Origin of the sequence: Methanosarcina siciliae T4/M (assembly GCF_000970085.1) — an archaeon.
Taxonomy (GTDB): Archaea; Halobacteriota; Methanosarcinia; order Methanosarcinales; family Methanosarcinaceae; genus Methanosarcina; species Methanosarcina siciliae.
Genome location: NZ_CP009506.1, coordinates 3937289 through 3956232, shown reverse-complemented (window position 1 = coordinate 3956232; position 18944 = coordinate 3937289). Strand labels below are relative to the sequence as shown.

Genomic DNA, 18944 nt, shown 5'->3' with positions numbered 1-18944 from the left:
TTTAAATCCCCTTAATTATTATTATCCATAGAGCTTTCATTTCCTGAGCTATCTACGGGGTTTTCACTCACAGAAATCTGGCCTGTTTTTATACTCTGACCATTTGCATTGGCTGCAGTCAGGGTAACGATGTAACTTCCTGCTACAGAGTAAGTGTGTACCGGGTTCTGCCCGGAAGAACTGTTTCCATCTCCAAAGTCCCAGTTCCATCCTTTTGCATTTGCAGAAGTGTCGGTAAACTGGACCGTCAGGGGTATGTTCCCGGATGTGACGTTACTGATGAAGCCTGCTTCAGGGAGGGCTTTCTCGACTTCCTTGTCTTTATCTGAACTTCCGGACCTGCCTCCGGAACCTGATCCAGTTCCCGGATCCGGGCTGCCTGTGTTGTTACTGGCTTCTTCCAGAGAAACAGTCCTGTTCACTTTAGAGTTCTTGGTCAGGTTGGTAGAATCTGTAAGGTTGGAAAGACCAGTAATATTAGTAGAACCTGTAATATTAGTCGAATCTGTAATGTTAGTGACATTGGTAAAATTAGTTCTATTGGTAATGTTAGTGACATTGGCATAATTAGTTCTATTGGTAATGTTAGTGATATTGGTAAGGGTAAAGGTCTGGTTTCCTATTGAAGAGTAATTATCCGTTAGATTGTCTGCTGAACTTACGTTATTTGATGATTTTTCACCTACATAATTTGTGTAAGTGGTTATTGAAGTCTGCTTCCCTATTGCGCCTGAAGTGTTTAGCTGGAATCCCCCTCCTTCCAGAGGGTTGAATTCGGAGGACCCTACAAGGCTGGATTCGTTTTCCCAGACGTTTGCGATGATCGCAGCACTCATGTGTTTCGTATCGCTGAAAGAAGCAGATGTACCTGCAAAATAAGGGAAAGTATTACATGAGAAGATAAGAGAGAACGACACCAATCCCAGCAGAAATATTTTATTGAATGCTCTCATTTATGACCTGCCACCAATGGTTGTTGCTTTAAATCCCGAAAAACCCCGGCTGTTAAATTCACATATTGTCCATAATGTCTCTGCCCGAATCTGTACCTCTGGTACTCAGGCCCTGGAACCCGCATAAATCCTGAGATTCCGGATCTAAATTGTTTTAATTTCCAGTAAGGTATGCCCATCCTACCTGCAGATTCCACCTGGACATTCCACCTGCAGTTTTTGATTTCCGTCCGGGATAGAGAAATAAATCTGAATGCAATTATTTTGACATCTGTAATTTTGATATCCATATCTCAAAAAATCCCGAAAAGCGGGCTATTTATACGGAAAATTAGCCCAAAAGTCCCCGGGACGGAATGTAAGATCTATGCGGTTGGAGAAACTACCGAAAACCGTAATCATTAAGACCTTACTATGTTTTTAATACCTGAAGATTTGTTTACATCTTCCTACTTATTTAATTTTATTGCATATTATGTAATAAATTTGTAGAAGTCTCTCATATATATAACTATTGGAATTAATCTATTCGTCGAGATAAAAATTTCATGAAGTATATGTGATTGAAATGGAAATATGTAATTTCTTTTCCAATAAAATCTCGATAATATCTATATTTAAACTATTTACTTTTGTTATATTTATATATAGTTGAAGAGACCTGAATTATCCTCAAAATTTAGCTAAAATTTTTCTGTAAGTATTTTCCTCCCGGTTGTCTTCCGTTTTCCGGTCGAATATAAACCTGAAAAACAGATGCAGAAACATCTGTAAGTTTAAAGCTGAAATTCAATCTATCAAATAGGGCGAGTTCTTATTTTTGTTCCTTCATTTGGCTGGTAATCTCACTTACTTCTTGCAGGATCAGTATGAGCGCAGGTAATATCACAAGTACTAAAAGCCCTTCCACAGTTCCCGCAAAACGAACGAGAGCTCCGATGTACGGAATCTTGAAAAACATAACCCCTACCACATCTTCGGGAGCGACAATAAAATCATCAGGTCTGGGGTAGGCGTCTCCCTGCGTTACATACCCCTCATCCACAACTTTGACCACCCTGTGTGTGACTATGAAGCTCTGATTCTCATTAAATATGTGGCGAAACGACACAATGTCCCCAACCTCAGGCTGCGTCTTTACAGTGTTGACGATAACTATATCACTGTCCGTTATTGTGGGTTCCATACTGCTTCCCGTCACGGTCATGAATTTGACCGGGCCGGTTGGGACCATAGTAGCAATAATGGGAATGATTATAATAAAGATCAAAACAAAAGCAAGAGTATTTATCACTTTCATAACTTACGCCTGAGAAATACTGAAAATTTTTACTATTTATTCCATGCTTTTAAAAATCAATAATCCTTTTTATTGTAGAAACAAAAAGGAATAAATACTTTCTCAAGACATTGGCTCATTGTTCACTTCCAAGCGTATGAGTTACAGAATCTGGAATTCTTGCATCTTGCTTATTTTTGAACCGGTTTCTGGACTGTCAAACATATTTCCTGGCTAGAAATTTGGAGATGATCAGGTAGCCGTTAAACTACCGCTGTAAGTTGAGCTGTCGTTAGATTTCATATCCAGGGTTCCGGATGAGAATGTATTTCCAGTATTTGTTTCAGTATCCTGAAAAGCTGCCCATGTTCCGACACTTGCCAGATTTACGGCTAAGCCGAGTACGAATATAATCAAAATTATTCTTTTATTAACTATTTTTCCTCCCATTTGTGTGGTTATTACCGCAGATGGTGCGTAATCTCAATCTGGTCCAGTAATTCAAAATCATCAAAATATCTGTCAAGTTCGTAATGTGTCAACTTCGTTGTATCATACAAAAAAGTGAAAGGGAAAAAAACCACCTTTTTTCTTTTTATTCCCTTTCAATCAAGTTTTTTCCGTTACTGACTTGGATCCTGGTTCAGGTCGAATTGCATTGTCAATATACATTCGTCTCCCTGGTAGTCGTTTGGAGCACTCATATCGAAAGTTACCTTCATGTTAAAATCTATTGGATCCTGCTGGTTAGGTCTAGGTGGTGCTAGATTATCAAGTGTTAAGCCGTTAAGATCCGCGAGATCAATGAAACCATTTCCATTTGAGTCTGTAATCGATGAAACACTTGAAATCCCATTGTCAACTAGAGTCCCAGGATTTCCTGATCCATATACACTGTATGACATTGAGTCCACTTTCAGGTAACTATCCATTCCGTTGGCACCAGCAAGTGTATCGCTTTCTTCGTTATTCCCCGCATCAGCCCCAGGATCTCTACAAATAGTTGAGAATGTTATCTCTACGTGATCCGCAACGGTTCCATTGTTGTATAAATTTAGCTGACCGGATTTACTCATGCCCGGAATCATGTTTGTGAGTGTCCACTCATAGTCAATAATAGGACCGTTATCTGTCATGTACAGATCCAGTGTTCCTGCAGTAAACGTGTTTCCTGAAGACGTCTCAACATCAGTGTAAGCGGCCCATGTACCTGCAGAAACCAGAAGGAGTACAAAAAAGATTAACAGAACCGAAGGTATCATTTTCATTTTGATTCCTCCTAAAAATAGTGGGGTTGCTCCCCACTATTTAGCTTAATTAAACAACCTGGTCGAGAGTGAAGGTTAAATCGAAACCAGTTTCATCGCCCTGAATTCCATTATCAGTAGCTATTGGAACATCCCAGTTGATGGTAATGGTGGTTGGTCCTACATTGGTGGCTAGGGCAGTAGTAGGGATTGTTGAGGTTTCTAGACCAGCAAGGCTGCCAGAGTAGAGAGAAGTAGTACCTGCAAGGACCTCAACGTGAATTGCTTCATTGATAGTAGAGTTTCCTGCTGGCGTAATTGTAGAAGGTGTTCCTTCAATAGGAGTGTAAACATCAAATGCTAAGCTCAGGGTTCCATTGATAGATCCAACATTTTCCACATCCCAAGCCATAGTACCATTAGCTCCCGGATATATATTTGCAAGATTGACACCACCAGTTACCAACTGACCTAAAGTAAGATCCAAGGTTCCGGCTGTAAAGGTGTTGTTATTGCTCGTTTCAGTGTCACTGAATGCTGCCCACGTCCCGGCGCCTGCCACAACAGCAACAGTACCGATAATGAGTACACTCAAAAGCATTCTCTTGTTAAGCATAGTATAACCTCTTTCTAAATTTTATCTATTCCAATTTTTCCCACTCACTTTGCTATGAGGTCACTGGAATGAAGTATGAACCCTGGAATGAAGTATGAACCTGAAGAGGGTTAAACGTAGGAAATTCCAGTTTCATTCCCTAATTCAGCAAATCTGAGCTACATCATCCCATGGCTCATTTCAAGATAGTTATTGGCGGATTAACCGAAATATCGGGCGGGTAATTGATGATTAACGCTATCAAATGGCTCTGTGAATTTGAGAGGCAGTAATGAACAATTAATGAGATGGGATCGGGAGTAATGGGCCACTTTTGAGTTTTTTTGAAGCCACTTCCTTGATTATTCTCTTCAGATCCAATGTCTTTATATATAATTTCAGAAGGGGGTACGGGCAAGTAAGAGGCGAAGTGTGGGATGGCTGCCACAAGAAGGACGGGGAAAATTTTGAGAAAAATAGGGATTTGAGGGATTAACGCCGGCCTAATGGAAGATTACCACTATCGGTTGGCGGGGGTAATCTATTCCTGAAAAAAAGAGAAAAATCCTGAGCAAAGGGGGGTTCACGCTCAGAGTTTGCGGACATTGTGTATATGGGCTACTGAAGTAGCCATGAAAAGCACGCTTACAAAAAGCATCCACTGGGAGCTTGTGACCCATTCGAAGAGCCCGGTGTAGATTGTTACACTGCCGACAACTGCGAGGGTGCTCAGGCCCAGGTAGAAATGACTCCAGGGGATGTCGCCCTTTTTGACGGTTTCCATGTAAATGTCAAAGTTCCTTGCCGCAGGGAGAAGCTCCACTGTGTCATGTTCTCTATCGTGGCTTACGACTCCCAGGCTTTCCATTTTTGGGATGTGGGTCTGGAGCAGGGAGACATATATACTTTTTCTGACGCTGCTTTTTGGATCCTCTTCTCCGGATTCTAGACGAGCTATTTCTTCCGAAAGTGAACGTACGCTTTGATTTCCTTGTTTGCGGAGGATTTCCAGGACGCATCTTCGCCTGTCGTTCTGGAGGACTCCGAAAATATCGCTTTTCGATAACTCTACTTGCTGGCTCTGGATATCTGCCCTGATTTCCAGTGAATTATTTACTGGCTCGCTCATTGTATCCCTCTATAAACATGAGGTAAACTATCGGGATGCGATATCATTCTCAGAAATAGGGATAATTCTTTAGAGTTCTTCCATAAGTCATTGACTCTAGACTATTGAGAGCTTTTTGAGTTTTTTAGTCAGAAATCCGGCTCATCCAAAAATAAGTCTAAAGAAACAAATTCCGAGTTATGAAATTCACACCTTAGTAAACCCTTCCCGAATACTCTAATTAAGGAGCTTGATTAGAGCAGGAAAATTTTACTTAAACTTGGGGGTTTTTAAGAGGGTTTCAGAGTTTTTACGCTACTCTCACGAGTAAATTTTCACACAAAAATTAAAATATGTGTAAAAACTGTTAAAGAAAACTACGATTAAATATAAATTTTTTTCTATTCTTGTTTCAAAAAAAATAATTGTGAAAAGTTAAGGGGATTTTGAAGATATTCCCTCTCGAACCAAACCGCATCAGGGCTATTGTATCCCTGTACGGAATTTGGAGCGGGAGCGCAAACATACCTTGTCGTTTGAAGCGGGGTCTGCCGGCACAACTTTGATTCTCGCTCGAAATAGACGCCCGTAGTTCAGGTTTTTTATTCAAATCCTCTCAAAAAGTAGGTATAATACAACTTCCAAACATAAAAATTCAGTAATTTTCAAGAACAGAGCCGACTATGTTTTTATAACTCTCTTTCAGGGAATATACATTATGATCCCCCGTGACATTTATGCTCAGGATTCCAAGCCTAGTATTCATAAGCCCGACCATGGCTGACACCCCCCGGTAGCTTACCTCGAAATTTCCTTTATCGAGGAAGTCATAAACTTCACCGGTGGTAAACTTGTCTCCGGTCAGGAAGAGATTGAGCACAACCTTGCGTATCCCGTTTTCGTCCCTGCCGAGATACTTTATCAATCTCGCTCTTACCCTTTCTTCCGCAGTCTGCAGTTTCGGACACCTCAGTTTTTGATGATAATTTGAATTATACTTTTTTATTACTGGTTTGAATCTACTCTTTTAATACCGTATTCATCCCGTTATGTTTGTTATTTCCAAACAGGTGCGACCCTGAAGTAGGGGCGCTAAGAATCGAATACCCTATATCCTTATCGTTTATATATTTTAGGATTACTTTTTTTGAATAAATATATTGGAGTACACTATGGATTTACTGGTTTGTTATGCAGCTTCCCTGATCAATTCGAAATAGCTGAAAATCTCATAGTTTTTATAACAGCCAATTGTAGTAACTATAGTAAATATGCCGTGAGTTGCATGTACAAAAAGAATTCGATCATACTCTCCTCCGTTCCTCTGAAAAATCTCCCCAACTTATGGGCACAAAACGACGTTCTTATTTTTCTTATTGATCTGGGTGATTATGACACTCTGAGCATGGAATGTCTCAACAACAGTGAAAGGGAAAATCTTGAAAAACTTAAAACAGAATATTTTAAAAAAAGATACATTGTCTCCAGAATGGTTTTGAAACATATCTTATGCAAGCTCCTTAACAAAACTTCTGTCCTTGAGATTTCTACTTGTAAGGATAAGTTCGGAGAAGTTCATATACTCAGCCATAAGGAGTTGCATATCTGTATATCCTACTCTGAAAATATCGCAACTCTTGCGGTCTCAAAGGTCAAGGTTGGTATTGATGTCGAAATTAAAAGACCGCTGGCACTGAAAAATACTTTGAAATACCTTAAACCTGTGTCTCAGTTTTCTGACAAATCGGAAAGTGACGCCTACATTCTGATCGGGTGGACTTTGAGGGAGGCTTATTGCAAGTTTTCTAATGAGTCCATGTTATCGGTTCTCGGTAAAGAGCCGGACTTCAATAATATTTTTTATTCAAGTTATTTACTGGACAATAAATACGTATTTTCCCTCATTACTGATTCGGATTCACATACTATTAAGATTAGCCGCCTTGGGAAAATCAGTTCTGATTGAAATAGGATGTTTAACACTTTTATCTTTCGATGCTGTTTTGCTCTTCTGATTTTTTTCTTGTTAATGTTTTTATGACAACTAATTGTTTCAAATTATTTATATAGTTCTATCGCATAGTTACATATGGGCTTTCAACTAATATGGGCAAGTGTGTGTTACTTACGTAATAATTGAATTTGAATAAGGGGTAAGATTGTATGGAACAAATAAAGAATAATATACTTGATTATTTGAAGGACAATTCTTTCATGGAACGTGGATCTGTTCTTGGAGATAATGATTCGCTCACCCAGAATGGCATCATGGACTCTATCGGTTTGCTTGAATTGATAGACTACATCTGTGAAACATACTCTATCGAAATTCCTGAAGAAATGCTGACTCCAGAGAATTTTGATTCTCTGGAGGGGATAACCAACCTGATAAGCAGACTGGCGAAGTGAAGTGTATGAGAATTGATGCTTATATCGCTGAACATGCTAGAAACACTCCTCACCAGACCGCACTAGAAGAGGAGAAAAAATCCATTTCTTACAGCTGCCTTGATGAGGATATAAGCACAATTGCCTCATTTCTGACCGACTTTGAGCATTGCGGATTTGCAATACTCGCTGAGTCGGGCATACAGTACATAAAGATGCTTATGGCAGTATATCGGTCCGGCAACATTGCAATTCCTCTGCCAATCGAATTGCCAGGGTTAAGCCTTGAACGAATTCTTGACGCTTCACGCATCAATAACATAATTGCAACGAAAAAACAATACTTAAGGTTCGGAGCCGAATTTTTTGAGCGTTTTGGAACCGTGATCGTTGTTTCGGATGATACTGCAGTGGAGCTCCTCAGCAAAAGAGTGGTATGTGAAAGAAATAATCCCGAACTGAGGTTGGTGCTTTATACTTCAGGTACAACAGGCACTCCCAAGGGGGTTATGTTGAGCGACAAAAACCTGGTAGCAAACGCCAGGTCGATAATCGAGGTCCTGAACATAAGCTCAAAAGATAAAGGAGCACTGGTAATCTCTCCACATCATGCTTTCGGGAACTCGATAATCAATTCTCACCTGATGGCCGGAGGGGTGGTCCATACAGGAACAATGAATTTCATAGACCCGGTTTTTAATCTTATCGAATCCGGAGTATCTATCTTCTATGGAGTGCCCAGCACATATCGTATTCTTCTCAGATTCCCGGAGAGGTTCAAAAAAGCCTTTGCAAATGTCAGGATTGCTGCATCAGCCGGCGGAGCCATGGAAAGGGTTATCGTATGGAGTATCAGGGAGTTAAGTCCGGGTACGCAAATTCTGCCAATGTACGGCCAGACAGAAGCTACAGCAAGGCTTGCTTACCTGCCGACAGAGGACGTGGATGAATTTATCGATACGATAGGAAAGGCGATTCCAGGGGTTACCCTCGATATCTTTGACCCTGAAAACAGGTCTGTAGGACCTGGTATCACAGGCGAGCTTGTTGCCAGAGGGGACAATATCCTGCTTGGTTACCTCAATGATGAGGCAGCAACTGAAAAAAAGATCATCGATGGGTGGATGCATACGGGAGACCTGGCGCAGAAACTTCCAAATGAATACATAAAGCTGCTTGGTCGCAAGGATGACCTCATCAAAATAGGTGACAATCGGGTTAATCCGAGGGAAATTGAGAAAGAAATCGAGCTGAACAATGAGGTTTCCGGTGTTTTTGTTGTACCCGTATTCCATGAGCTTATGGGTAATGCAATCAGCCTCATGATCATACCAAATCAGGAAACCGACGTCGATAAAATTCTTGCTTTTTGCAGGAAGAACCTGCCAGGCTACCTGTATCCCAGAGAGATCCTCTTCATTGACCATCTTCCGCTGAGCGAGAACGGGAAAATCTCCAACAGGTCCATTATAGAGGAGTATCAGCATGTCAAAGCTAGTATGTAATAAATGTGTTCTGGACTCGGATATTCCAGGCATAGAAATCAACGAAGAAAACGGGCTCTGCCATTTCTGTGAGACCTATGTTCCTCTTTCTTCTCAGGAAAAGGAGCAGTATCTTAGCAGGATTGAAGAACTCTTTAAAGAATACAGTGGCAGGGGCAATTATGATGTGATATTTGCACTTTCAGGGGGGAAAGACTCTTCATATACACTTTACAAACTCAAAAAAGACTATCCCTTCCTGAGAGTCCTTGCTATCCAGTTTGATAACGGGTTCATCTCGGATTATGCCGTAGTAAACGCAAAGAAAATGTGCGAAATTACGGGATGCGACTATTTTAAGCTGACAATGGAAGAGGAAATCCTCTACGAACTCTTCCGAAAGGCAGCCGAATCCTGTGATGCGTTCCCTAACTTTGCCAAGTACAGGGCAAGTGACATCTGCAATATCTGCATCGGTGTCATCAAACAAAAACTGATGGAAGAAGCCATAGTCCAGAAAGCGCCTTTTATCGTCTTTGCTTTTACAGGAGGGCAGTCGCCAAATCCCATAATCAAACTGTCAGCTAATTTCATACAGTGGTCAAGGAACCTTTTTGAAACGCAGCTTCAAAAAATAGGTGTTGAAGACAGGGATGAACAGTTCCTTGTTAAAAATGAGGTAATCAAAAATATAGGTGAGGTTGCCCCCTCTTTTCTGCATCCGCTCTGTCTGTGGGACTACAGCGAGGATAAAGTGCTTGAAACCGTGTTGAATCTCGGGTGGAAAGCTCCTGCTCTCAATGACAGTAATTCGACCAACTGTACATTGAATTCCTTTGCATGTTATAACCACCTGGAAAAGTACGGCTTCCACCCGTATGCCTTTGATATAGCGGGGCTTGTCCGAAGCGGGGAAATGTCAAGGGAAGAAGGGCTGTACAAACTCAGCCAGGAACTCTCGCAGTCGCTTATAGAGGATGTAGCAGAGAAGCTTGAAATAAAGCTCAATTACAGTATAAATTCGCAAAAAGAATGCTGAAAATTTACCCGAATAAAATATTCCTGGATAATAAAATATTCTTGGATAATAAAATATTCCTGGATATAATTTACCTGGATAAGTTATTCGGATAAAGTTACTCTGATAAAATTTACTCAGATATTGTCTCAGCAAAGGGTCATTAAGTAAGAAATCCGGTGATTTGATACATAGTTGCCGGCAGTTTGAACGAATACCTAACTATCAAACAAATAATCGATCAGGGGAGTAATATTATGCAGATAACTGAAAGTAGTGTAACCCGGACTATGGAGAGTAATGCAGGGCAGTTAACTAAAAACGACGCCGAGAAGTTAGCGGACAATGGCAACGTTCAAATTCTTGAGGAACTGAACAAAGGTATTGATAAGCTTGCTGCAAGCCTCAGGGGCTTTATAAGAGAGCATGTCACGGCTTTCAAGAAAAAAGGAGTGGTTCTGGGGGTTTCAGGGGGTGTTGACTCCGCAGTAACCCTTACGCTTTGCGTACAGGAGTTCGGCAAGGAAAAAGTATACGGTCTTCTCCTCCCGGAAAAAGAATCTGCTCCTTCAAGCAAAACCCTGGGAGCAGAAATCTGCGAAAGCCTTGGGGTTTCGTATGAGGAGGTCCCGATTTCTCCAATTCTGGAAGCCCTTAACATTTATGAGAAGAAAGACCAGGTTTTAAAGAGGGCCTGCCCGGAATATGATCCCGAAATACACAAAACCTCACTGATTCTGCCTGATTTCCTTGACCAGGAGCTTTTGAATGTTCCTTATATCCGGCTGATAAAAGATGGGGAAACGGTTGCCAAACACAGGCTGAAGGCAAACGATTATCTGGAACTGATAGGGCTGCAGGGGGTCAAACAGCGGTCAAGAATGTTGGTCCAGTATATGTATGCCGAAAAAATGAATTATGTTGTTTGCGGCACAACAAACAAGACCGAAGTTGTCCTGGGCCAGTATGTCAAATATGGGGACGGCGGCGTGGACCTCGAACCGCTTGCAGACTGCTATAAGACCCAGGTCTATGCTCTGGCAAAGCACCTCGGAGTAAATGAGTCGATCATAAAACGCCCTCCAAGTGCCGATACCTGGGGTCATTATACGACTGACGAGGAGTTTTACTGGCGGATGCCCAGGCACATTATAGACCAGCTCCTGTATGCTCAGGAACGCAACCTGTCTTTAGAGGTAACTGAAAAGAACACCGGGCTTTCTGGAGATACCATCGAAAAAGCCTGGAGGCACATCTTCCGGGTAAAAGACACCACCGAGTATATACGGGCTGTACCCCCGGTTTTCTATCTGGACAAGTAAGCTTCATATACGGGGTAGCTCTTAAGACTTTTTTCCTCTGAAAGGTAATAAACTGGCATTTGAGTCAAAATTAACCCTTCAACATAGTCCTATCAGTAATTCCGATTGATAAGCATGAACTCCAGAGTTTCCATAGTACGCTGTTCCGACTATTCGGGTGTAAAAGCTTCGATTCAGGAGGCGCTCACCCTGATAGGCGGGCTTGAGAACATTATCTCTCCGGGAAATCGCGTACTTCTTAAGCCCAACGTGCTTGCTATCCGGGCCCCTGAAGCCGCTGTCACCACTCATCCTGCAGTAGTGGCTGCAATGTGTGAACTTGTCCGGGAGGCAGGTGGTATTCCTGTTATAGGGGACGGGTCCGGAATTGCGAAACCGGGGTCTACGACGACTTCGGAGGCTTTTCGTGCATCGGGAATCGAAGGGGTCGCATCCGTCTGCGGTGCAGAACTTATCAATTTCGAGACCTCAGGTTACACCGAGGTCGTTGTTTCAAATGCCAGACAGTTTCCGAGCCTGTACATCGCAAAAGCAATTCTTGAGGCTGATGTAGTAATCTCACTTCCGAAACTTAAAACCCATGAACTTACCCTCTATACCGGGGCTGTCAAAAACTTCTTTGGGGCTGTCCCTCAGAAAATTCGAAAGCAGGCTCATGCCCTGGAAGACCGTGACCGCTTTGGGGAAGCCGTAGTCGATATCTATTCGGTAGTCAAACCCCGGCTCGCAGTTATGGACGGAGTGGTCGGGATGGAGGGAAACGGCCCTGCCAATGGGACGCCCATTGTTTCAGGAGTGGTTCTGGTAAGTTACGATTGTGTAGCCCTTGACATTGTTGCTTCCGAACTGATAGGTATTGATCCGTTAAAAGTACCCACAAACAAAGCCGCGCTTTCGAGAGGGTTCGGGACACAAAATCCTGATATTTCAGGGGTGCCCCTGCAGGACTCAGGTCTCAGATTTAAAATGCCTGAAGGCGGAGCCACCGCAATGGTGCCTTCATTTCTGATGAGAGCCCTTCGGAAACAGCTTACTGTAAAGCCCTTCATCAACACCTCAAAATGTGCATTTTGCAAAGCCTGTGTTATGAACTGTTCGGCGCATGCGATTGAGGAAGTGGGCAGGGCTCTCAAAATCAACCAGCAAAAATGTATTCAATGCTACTGCTGTCGTGAACTGTGCCCGAAAGATGCAGTAGAAATAAAAAAGTCTTTCCTCATGAAAATTGTAACCCGAAACAGAACCTGATAAACCCATCACATGCCAGGAAGTGTTCCATGACTTATAATCATTCCTTTGATATGTAATCATTTACACAATAGATAGCTATTACACAATAGATAACTATTACACAATAGATAACTATTGACATGACCGATAATAATTCACCTGATAGATTATCATAAAATTAAATTCCTTTCGATATTATATATCGGAAATCTCCATTACTACGGTTCAAACTTCAATTAATTTCTCTTTCAAGTTTTACTATAGGAAATATATTTATCGGTGGAAGAATAATGGAAAGTAGGTTTCAGGTGTTTTTCACCGCAAAATGGGGGGTATTAAAATGACTGCTGTTGTATCTAACAGAGATAAAGTAGCTTTTTGTGAAGTGGCCGATCATTATCATAGTAATAAAGTCCTCTTTGGAATTAATTACCTGAAAAAATGGGCTCTTGAACGTCTTGCTTCCTGCGCTCCGGTCCCTTCATGGAGAGCGAAATTTCACAAAATGCGAGGCGTAAATCTCGGAAAAAACGTTTATGTTGGTTACGATGTGATTTTTGACAGGATTCACCCCGAGATGATCACAGTGGGCGATTACTCCGAAATAGGGGACCGTTGCATCTTATCCGCTCATACCAGAGGCAGTATGACCACAAGACAGGCGTATCCGAGAACCATGGCTCCTATAAAAATCGGACGTGGGGTTTCTGTAAATCCGGGGTGTATAATCACCCAGGGAGTTGAGATAGGAGATAACTCGATAATCGGCATCGGATCCGTAGTTTCTCGTGATATTTCTCCGAACAGCCTTGCTCTGGGTTATCCGGCTCGAGTTGTTAAAAAGCTAGAGGGCGTAGGTGAACTCCAGACTTGATTTTACAGGTTTTTACCTGTTTCGCATTTTTATTTTTTCGATTTTTCCCTTAATTTGCCTTTATCTCTTTTTTCCATTCCTCTTTAAAAAGAGGAGCTTTTTCCGGCTCTGGATTATTTTTCAGCCCTGTACCCGAACTCAAACCCGAATTTGTTCAATGCGAACAGTGCCATTAATATTACAACAAAAACACAGAAAACGGACACAAAAGATACTATAAGGTACTTAAATAGGCCAGCCTCCGCAAACCCTGTATCCATCATTGAGAATATGCTGATATGTCCGTTGTACAGCGGATAGAGATAAGTGCAGCCTCCCTCAGCGACATCATCCAACAGCAGGTGCGTGAGGAAAGCTGCCTCTGCAAAAATTGCCATATATAGAGCCTTATCGAATTCCCTGTATGCCGCATATCCGACAAGCATTCCGAAGATGATTGCAATGAAACTGAACAGAAGTGAATGTGTCGGGATCGGGCCAATCGAGCAGTGTTCCAGATTGCCGTTTACGAACAGATTATATACGGCTGTTATGTCCGGGAACAGAGTGCATAAACCCCCAACAAACATCAGTAACAGTAGCTTCTTTGTGTCTTTTAGTGAGAGCTCTCTGCGGGAGATCGCTTTTGTTATGGCATATACGGCTACAGCGCTGATGCAAAACCAAAAAAACAGTACATGTACAACAGGATATGGCATGAGGATCCTTTTTCCAATTTATCGTGTTTTCCCCACATGAAACGGATTTGAGTATTCAGAAGCTCCCATCTCTGATCAAATCCGGGAGGAGATTGTTACCTCTTAAACTCTATTACCCTATCTTTTATAAAATTTTGTATCTCATTGGTCCACTGGAAATGACTCTCAATCTTTCTTTAATAAGAAGAAGGGCAAAAGTCCAGGCAGGTCTCTTCAGGGCAAAAAATTTAGAGAGGAATCATTTCTACAAGCAGTCCGTCTTCAAAGGGATGCCTCTCAATTATGAAAAGCCTTGTCCCTAGAGGTTCGAGTTCTTCTTTGAGCCCGTCTTTAAGGTCTTCAAGTACCCACCAGGCGATCTCGATTTTTCCTTTTTTTACTTCAAAAAGTTCATCAGGAACTTCAATATCCCTGAGGATTTCTTCTGCAAGCTTCTGGGATCCACTGTCGATGACTCCGTAGATAAGGGTGCCGTCTTCTGTGATTTCATCAAATTCTCTTGCTGTGTTTTTTGCAATCCTCTGAAACCTTTTGCGTAGCTGGACTGCGTCCTTATAAGTCGAGGAACAGAAATGCACCTGTTTGCATGCCTGAAAAGCCTTTTCAGCATACGTATGGGAACCGGCAGCAGCACAGGAAGTGTCTGATTCCAGGGAAAATCCTTTTTCAAGAAGGGCATCGGAGTTATTATCAGAAAATTCCAGTTCGTTCAGGTTGAGGAAAATTCCCATTTCCTCTGCAAAAGCCGCGACCTTCTCTGCCCCTTCAAGGGAAGGGATTTCGATTCCGGTTTCCATGCCCAGGGTTTTTGCATTTTTCAGGGCGTCCGCATAGGGGCTGTGCCTGATCTCTCCCCATACAACCTGTGGAGGGTGGAAGCGGATTTCGTCAAGGCCTGTCTCTGCTAACTTTTCAAGGGTTTCCCGGTCCGGAGCCATGGAAGTATAAAGATGAATATGGTGCTCTTTTCCAAAAGAGGACTTTAGCAGGCGGATGTAGTATAGGACTCTCTCTACCTTAAGTAGAGGCTCTCCGCCGGTAATTCCTGTCCCGAGGGCGTCCATAAGCCTGGCTTCCTTCAGTAAATCCTCATCGCTTTTTACGGGTCTTTCGTTTGCAAAAATCAGGTCTTTTCCCCGCCTTTCGTCCGAAAGTGGGCAGTAAAAACAGCTTTTAGGGCAGAGTCCTGTTACAAAGAGCACCATTTTGGCGCCCTGCTGGCAGAACCTGCAGCCTTCGGAAAGGTAGCTGCAAAAAGAGCCTGTCTGATCCTCAGTGAACTTTTCCATGCCTGAGACTGCATATTCTTTTGTCCTATATAAGGCTTGTTTCCTGTGCTTTTTTCTAACTTTCGGAGGGAACGCAACAAAAAAGAATTTTTCCGGGTACGGACTGGAAATTCAGGGCTCAGAAACTAATATATCCATGTATGTCAAAAGTTCAGTGATGTCAGAGAAGGATGGATATGTTGTAGTCTTCGGCTGCAAAAGATGTGGCAAGTGCAGGGACATCTGTCCTGTAGGTGCCATTTACGAAGAAAACGAACTTGCAAAAATTGATCCCAATAAATGTAACCTTTGCATGAAATGCATAGATGTATGCACTAACAAGTCCATTATTTACATGGAATGAGCTAAGAATTGATAGGAAAGGGATCGGAAGAGATGTTTTCTCCTGAAAAAATACCGGTTAAGGGAAAGGTTATAGATATTACAGTCTCTATTTCTTCTTTTACACCAATCTTTCCCGGAGACCCGGAGCCTTCAATTGAAAAGACCCTCACTCTCGAAAAGGATGGCTGTGCAGTTTCCAGGTTAATTTTCGGGAGCCATACGGGCACGCACGTTGACGCCCCGTCTCATGTCCTTAAAGGTGGGCTTCCGGTTGACAGCCTGGACATTGAAAGCCTTATGGGTGAGGCAGTTGTTCTGGATTTTTCCCGGAGAGGCGGAGCGTTGACAGGTTCAATTCTTGAGGACGTTTATTCCAAAAGGAAAGTTCTCGAAAGCAGTTCAGGGGTTTCGATTCTCCTTCTGAAAACAAAGGCTCCTTTCCAAAAAGAAGAATATTCTGAGACTTTGGGCTTTTTGGCAGGAAAAAGTGATCCGAGAAGGGAACTTGAGGCGTCACCGGAGAGTTTTGCTTACCTTGATGCAAGCGGTGCAGCCTGGATTGTCCGAAATGGATTCAAAACCGTGGGAATCGATAGTTTTTCCGTGGATAGCCTCTCTTCCGAAAGTCTGCCTGCCCATCACACGCTGCTTTCAAGTAACGTGAACATTGTGGAATGCCTTGACCTGAGTTCAGTTGAGGCCGGGATGTATTTTTTCTTATGCCTTCCCCTCAAAATTGAGGGCTGCGATGGGGCACCTTCAAGAGCGTTACTGATTTCTTACTCCTGATTTGTTCCTGATCTTCCGAACCGGTATTGTTCAGAACCTGGCCATTGTATATCTTATTCCGTCCAGGGTGACCATTTCGAACAGAAACTCCCCTGAAACTGGGGATTCTATCACCACTCCAGTACTTCCGAGCCCTGAAGCGGTCTGGTTTTCGTCCTGACTTTCGGCAGGGACCCATATGCCGTCCGAATTCCGGAAACCTCTTATAAAATGGACCGGGGTTCCTCCGATCAGTACCCTCTTCTTAACTCCGTTTTTGTACTGATAGATAAGGGTGTTGTTTTCCGGAATCCACCCGGAATCGGTAAGGTTGCCGTTGCATTCCTGGTCGGGGTCCGCTCCGAAACTGACATACCTTATCGAAGCCGGAAGCGAAAAGCTCAGGGTGCACATGCTGCCTTCGGGGCTGTACCTGTCTGCAGGGTCCCGGGCATACCCACCCTGGATTGAGAGAAGGGAAAGGGAGGCTGTTTCGATCTGTTTTTTAACTTCCGCTTCCTGAAGGACAGGCGAGGCCGTATTCCAGGCCTGGGCCAGAAGGAGTAACACTGCGGCAAGAAGTCCGAGATATACTACAAGTTTAAGGGGAATCGTATCTGCGGCTACAGTGTCGGAAATAATTTTCTTCATATATTGTAAATGAGCACAACATAGTAAATATTTTTACATTAAGGTTGAGAGTAGTTTTCTTTCTGCTTAAAACTAAAAGGAAAACTTGAAGATAAAGGACTGTTAAAGGATAACAGGAGACGACTGATAAAAGAAAGCTTGCTTAAAATAATGTTAAAATGATAAAATTCTCACGAAAATGAAAGGTACAATAAAAGGTACAGTGAAAAGATAATGAAATGTACAATTTATCAGAAAACACAGGAGGGTTTGGGATAAACAAAGAGTGCGATGAAAATCTGTTATGTATCCCTTTTACTGAGGAGCAGCTTGAGGAAATCAAAAAGTATGCATCCCTTAATGAAATGGAAGTTGAAGAATTTGTAATAAACGTTTGCCTGACTCACTGTCTCCAGCAAATGGAATATTTCCAGGGGCAAATACCGGAAGCCCCAAAAGTCGGAGGCGGGGCTGCAAAATCGGAAAGTGAGTCAAAAGCCGAGCCGAGAAAAGTTGAAATTAAAAGTAAAAAACCTACCTCCAAAGACCTTCTCGATGGGCCTCTGGTCCTGGATCAGCAGTGTATAATGGATTTATTTGCAATCAAACGGGAATTTGGCCATACTTCAAATAACAAGATCATTACCGTTGCCCTGAAAATGGGTTTGAATCAGCTCAGCGTGGCTCTTGATATGCTCAAGCACAAACTGGAAGAATGAAATTAAGGAATGATGAAAATAGAACTTCTAAATTTCAGCTTGGGAATTGATCTATATAGGACTTACGCACTTGAAATATAAAAAGCACATGTGGACTCATCAATATTTTTCAGGTTTATGCAGTTACGTCTTTTACGCTCGTGGTTTTCAGCTCAGCTGCGTAAGTTCTACTATAATTACATTTTCCCCTATAACTATTCTTGGCAACAAAACTCCTTGATATTGTATTTGACTTATTCCTAAATGAACCTAATAGAAAAACGGAAGCAAATAAAACGGAATTAAGGACTCGGGATTAAAGAAAAAGGATTACAAAGAACGGAATAAATGACTCAAAATTAAAGAAAAAGGTTGTCCATTTAATACTCTAGCCATTTTGCCACTTTTGAGAAACCGATTGCTTTCCTTGAAACCTCGATGTTGTCCTGCCTGAATGTTATGTTCTTTCTCTCAAGTAAACTTGATGGAAAAGTAAATATGAAATAGAGGTCAAAAAGTAACCGATTAGGTGAAACTGATAAGGTTACAAGGAAGGGGTTGCAATAACAGCGCAAGATTCGGAAGAAAACCTATTTTGTATTTCTTTTTCGGCTGGGCAGCTGCAGCAGATCGAAACGTATGCTAATGAATACCACATGGGTGTAGAGGAGTTTTTGAAAAATGTCTGCCTGACATATTGCCTTGAACATGTTGAAGAAGCCTGTGGGGAGGAAAAAGAACCCCAAAGAGCCAGCGGGCCGGTGAGTTCCCAACCGGAAGACCTTGTCAGGAAAGCAACTGAGAAAGCGAAAGCCAGAATTGAGCTGAAGACCGGAAAAAAATTTGGTCCTAAAGAACTGTTAAACGAACCCCTTGTCCTGGACGAGCAATCTATCAATTGTCTCAATTCGATAAGGCGGGAGAACCGCTACATCCCGAACAACAGGATTATCCTTGCAGCAATAAGAGTGGGCCTGAACTCAATTAACGAAGCTATGGACCTTGAAAGGCAAAGATTCAGAGATTGACTTTGCTTTTT

At 42.3% G+C, this 18944-nt stretch carries 22 protein-coding genes; 11 read left to right on the top strand and 11 right to left on the bottom strand.

The annotated features are described in order from the left end of the window. Nucleotides 1–11: 11 nt before the first annotated feature. The 8 genes from MSSIT_RS16525 to MSSIT_RS16490 all read right to left on the bottom strand — a co-directional run bounded on the left by MSSIT_RS16525 (nucleotide 12) and on the right by MSSIT_RS16490 (nucleotide 6107). Complete coding sequence (locus MSSIT_RS16525; protein ID WP_048173631.1) at nucleotides 12–953, bottom strand: PKD domain-containing protein; 942 nt, start codon at nucleotides 951–953, stop codon at nucleotides 12–14. Then, nucleotides 950–1243, bottom strand: coding sequence for a hypothetical protein (locus MSSIT_RS16520; protein WP_048173630.1), 294 nt, complete (start codon nucleotides 1241–1243; stop codon nucleotides 950–952). Before MSSIT_RS16520 ends, MSSIT_RS16525 begins: the two co-directional genes overlap by 4 nt. Nucleotides 1244–1767: 524 nt before the next feature. After that, nucleotides 1768–2253 carry a signal peptidase I gene (locus MSSIT_RS16515; RefSeq protein WP_052721701.1) on the bottom strand — a complete coding sequence of 162 codons (486 nt, stop codon included), beginning with the start codon at nucleotides 2251–2253 and terminating at the stop codon, nucleotides 1768–1770. 231 nt (nucleotides 2254–2484) lie between these two features. Then, complete coding sequence (locus MSSIT_RS16510) at nucleotides 2485–2682, bottom strand: TasA family protein (protein ID WP_048173629.1); 198 nt, start codon at nucleotides 2680–2682, stop codon at nucleotides 2485–2487. A gap of 173 nt (nucleotides 2683–2855) precedes the next feature. Then, nucleotides 2856–3500 (bottom strand): TasA family protein, encoded by a 645-nt coding sequence (locus MSSIT_RS16505; RefSeq protein ID WP_048173628.1) that lies wholly within the window; start codon nucleotides 3498–3500, stop codon nucleotides 2856–2858. A gap of 49 nt (nucleotides 3501–3549) precedes the next feature. Next, a complete protein-coding gene (locus MSSIT_RS16500; RefSeq protein ID WP_048173627.1) occupies nucleotides 3550–4095 on the bottom strand; it encodes a TasA family protein in 546 nt (181 codons plus the stop codon). 568 nt (nucleotides 4096–4663) lie between these two features. Further along, a complete protein-coding gene (locus MSSIT_RS16495; RefSeq protein ID WP_052721700.1) occupies nucleotides 4664–5203 on the bottom strand; it encodes a DUF7344 domain-containing protein in 540 nt (179 codons plus the stop codon). Between the two features lie 634 nt (nucleotides 5204–5837). After that, nucleotides 5838–6107: a DUF2551 domain-containing protein gene (locus MSSIT_RS16490; RefSeq protein ID WP_048173626.1), complete on the bottom strand. Its 270-nt coding sequence runs from the start codon at nucleotides 6105–6107 to the stop codon at nucleotides 5838–5840. Nucleotides 6108–6329: 222 nt separating this feature from the next. Between MSSIT_RS16490 and MSSIT_RS16485 the strand changes: the two genes are divergently transcribed. The 7 genes from MSSIT_RS16485 to MSSIT_RS16455 all read left to right on the top strand — a co-directional run bounded on the left by MSSIT_RS16485 (nucleotide 6330) and on the right by MSSIT_RS16455 (nucleotide 13498). Next, complete coding sequence (locus MSSIT_RS16485) at nucleotides 6330–7148, top strand: 4'-phosphopantetheinyl transferase family protein (protein WP_231589935.1); 819 nt, start codon at nucleotides 6330–6332, stop codon at nucleotides 7146–7148. 248 nt (nucleotides 7149–7396) lie between these two features. After that, a complete protein-coding gene (locus MSSIT_RS16480) occupies nucleotides 7397–7591 on the top strand; it encodes an acyl carrier protein (protein ID WP_231589933.1) in 195 nt (64 codons plus the stop codon). A gap of 5 nt (nucleotides 7592–7596) precedes the next feature. After that, nucleotides 7597–9075, top strand: a complete 1479-nt coding sequence (locus MSSIT_RS16475; protein ID WP_048173623.1) for a class I adenylate-forming enzyme family protein — start codon at nucleotides 7597–7599, stop codon at nucleotides 9073–9075. Then, a complete protein-coding gene (locus tag MSSIT_RS16470) occupies nucleotides 9056–10093 on the top strand; it encodes an adenine nucleotide alpha hydrolase family protein (RefSeq protein ID WP_048173622.1) in 1038 nt (345 codons plus the stop codon). The genes MSSIT_RS16475 and MSSIT_RS16470 overlap by 20 nt, the downstream gene beginning before the upstream one ends. Nucleotides 10094–10329: 236 nt before the next feature. After that, nucleotides 10330–11394, top strand: coding sequence for an NAD(+) synthase (gene nadE, locus MSSIT_RS16465; RefSeq protein ID WP_048173621.1), 1065 nt, complete (start codon nucleotides 10330–10332; stop codon nucleotides 11392–11394). A 114-nt stretch (nucleotides 11395–11508) separates the two neighbouring features. Then, complete coding sequence (locus MSSIT_RS16460) at nucleotides 11509–12642, top strand: DUF362 domain-containing protein (RefSeq protein ID WP_048173620.1); 1134 nt, start codon at nucleotides 11509–11511, stop codon at nucleotides 12640–12642. Nucleotides 12643–12949: 307 nt separating this feature from the next. Continuing rightward, nucleotides 12950–13498 (top strand): acyltransferase, encoded by a 549-nt coding sequence (locus tag MSSIT_RS16455; protein ID WP_048173619.1) that lies wholly within the window; start codon nucleotides 12950–12952, stop codon nucleotides 13496–13498. A 113-nt stretch (nucleotides 13499–13611) separates the two neighbouring features. On the opposite strand, the gene MSSIT_RS16450 is transcribed toward MSSIT_RS16455, so the two are convergent. Both MSSIT_RS16450 and MSSIT_RS16445 read right to left on the bottom strand, forming a co-directional pair. Further along, nucleotides 13612–14196, bottom strand: coding sequence for a metal-dependent hydrolase (locus tag MSSIT_RS16450; protein ID WP_048173618.1), 585 nt, complete (start codon nucleotides 14194–14196; stop codon nucleotides 13612–13614). A 227-nt stretch (nucleotides 14197–14423) separates the two neighbouring features. After that, nucleotides 14424–15485 (bottom strand): radical SAM protein, encoded by a 1062-nt coding sequence (locus MSSIT_RS16445; protein ID WP_048173617.1) that lies wholly within the window; start codon nucleotides 15483–15485, stop codon nucleotides 14424–14426. A 157-nt stretch (nucleotides 15486–15642) separates the two neighbouring features. Between MSSIT_RS16445 and MSSIT_RS16440 the strand changes: the two genes are divergently transcribed. After that, nucleotides 15643–15828, top strand: coding sequence for a DUF362 domain-containing protein (locus MSSIT_RS16440; RefSeq protein ID WP_048174988.1), 186 nt, complete (start codon nucleotides 15643–15645; stop codon nucleotides 15826–15828). Nucleotides 15829–15836: 8 nt separating this feature from the next. Further along, nucleotides 15837–16598 carry a cyclase family protein gene (locus MSSIT_RS16435; protein WP_231589929.1) on the top strand — a complete coding sequence of 254 codons (762 nt, stop codon included), beginning with the start codon at nucleotides 15837–15839 and terminating at the stop codon, nucleotides 16596–16598. Nucleotides 16599–16628: 30 nt separating this feature from the next. Here MSSIT_RS16435 and MSSIT_RS16430 read toward each other — a convergent pair whose 3' ends face one another. Further along, the gene (locus MSSIT_RS16430) at nucleotides 16629–17228 is read right to left on the bottom strand and encodes a hypothetical protein (protein WP_048173616.1); all 600 of its coding nucleotides are present in this window, start codon (nucleotides 17226–17228) and stop codon (nucleotides 16629–16631) included. A gap of 218 nt (nucleotides 17229–17446) precedes the next feature. Between MSSIT_RS16430 and MSSIT_RS16425 the strand changes: the two genes are divergently transcribed. Next, a complete protein-coding gene (locus tag MSSIT_RS16425) occupies nucleotides 17447–17926 on the top strand; it encodes a hypothetical protein (RefSeq protein WP_231589927.1) in 480 nt (159 codons plus the stop codon). Nucleotides 17927–18561: 635 nt separating this feature from the next. Beyond that, nucleotides 18562–18933: a hypothetical protein gene (locus tag MSSIT_RS16420; RefSeq protein WP_048173615.1), complete on the top strand. Its 372-nt coding sequence runs from the start codon at nucleotides 18562–18564 to the stop codon at nucleotides 18931–18933. Nucleotides 18934–18944: the final 11 nt, after the last annotated feature.

Bases quoted from the DNA above. Each gene is read 5' to 3' on its own strand.
- MSSIT_RS16525 (WP_048173631.1), bottom strand. From the start codon at position 953: ATGAGAGCATTCAATAAAATATTTCTGCTGGGATTGGTGTCGTTCTCT.
- MSSIT_RS16520 (WP_048173630.1), bottom strand. From the start codon at position 1,243: ATGGATATCAAAATTACAGATGTCAAAATAATTGCATTCAGATTTATT.
- MSSIT_RS16515 (WP_052721701.1), bottom strand. From the start codon at position 2,253: ATGAAAGTGATAAATACTCTTGCTTTTGTTTTGATCTTTATTATAATC.
- MSSIT_RS16510 (WP_048173629.1), bottom strand. From the start codon at position 2,682: ATGGGAGGAAAAATAGTTAATAAAAGAATAATTTTGATTATATTCGTA.
- MSSIT_RS16505 (WP_048173628.1), bottom strand. From the start codon at position 3,500: ATGAAAATGATACCTTCGGTTCTGTTAATCTTTTTTGTACTCCTTCTG.
- MSSIT_RS16500 (WP_048173627.1), bottom strand. From the start codon at position 4,095: ATGCTTAACAAGAGAATGCTTTTGAGTGTACTCATTATCGGTACTGTT.
- MSSIT_RS16495 (WP_052721700.1), bottom strand. From the start codon at position 5,203: ATGAGCGAGCCAGTAAATAATTCACTGGAAATCAGGGCAGATATCCAG.
- MSSIT_RS16480 (WP_231589933.1), top strand. From the start codon at position 7,397: ATGGAACGTGGATCTGTTCTTGGAGATAATGATTCGCTCACCCAGAAT.
- MSSIT_RS16475 (WP_048173623.1), top strand. From the start codon at position 7,597: ATGAGAATTGATGCTTATATCGCTGAACATGCTAGAAACACTCCTCAC.
- MSSIT_RS16470 (WP_048173622.1), top strand. From the start codon at position 9,056: ATGTCAAAGCTAGTATGTAATAAATGTGTTCTGGACTCGGATATTCCA.
- nadE (WP_048173621.1), top strand. From the start codon at position 10,330: ATGCAGATAACTGAAAGTAGTGTAACCCGGACTATGGAGAGTAATGCA.
- MSSIT_RS16460 (WP_048173620.1), top strand. From the start codon at position 11,509: ATGAACTCCAGAGTTTCCATAGTACGCTGTTCCGACTATTCGGGTGTA.
- MSSIT_RS16455 (WP_048173619.1), top strand. From the start codon at position 12,950: ATGGGGGGTATTAAAATGACTGCTGTTGTATCTAACAGAGATAAAGTA.
- MSSIT_RS16450 (WP_048173618.1), bottom strand. From the start codon at position 14,196: ATGCCATATCCTGTTGTACATGTACTGTTTTTTTGGTTTTGCATCAGC.
- MSSIT_RS16445 (WP_048173617.1), bottom strand. From the start codon at position 15,485: ATGGAAAAGTTCACTGAGGATCAGACAGGCTCTTTTTGCAGCTACCTT.
- MSSIT_RS16440 (WP_048174988.1), top strand. From the start codon at position 15,643: ATGTCAGAGAAGGATGGATATGTTGTAGTCTTCGGCTGCAAAAGATGT.
- MSSIT_RS16430 (WP_048173616.1), bottom strand. From the start codon at position 17,228: ATGAAGAAAATTATTTCCGACACTGTAGCCGCAGATACGATTCCCCTT.
- MSSIT_RS16425 (WP_231589927.1), top strand. From the start codon at position 17,447: ATGTACAATTTATCAGAAAACACAGGAGGGTTTGGGATAAACAAAGAG.
- MSSIT_RS16420 (WP_048173615.1), top strand. From the start codon at position 18,562: ATGGGTGTAGAGGAGTTTTTGAAAAATGTCTGCCTGACATATTGCCTT.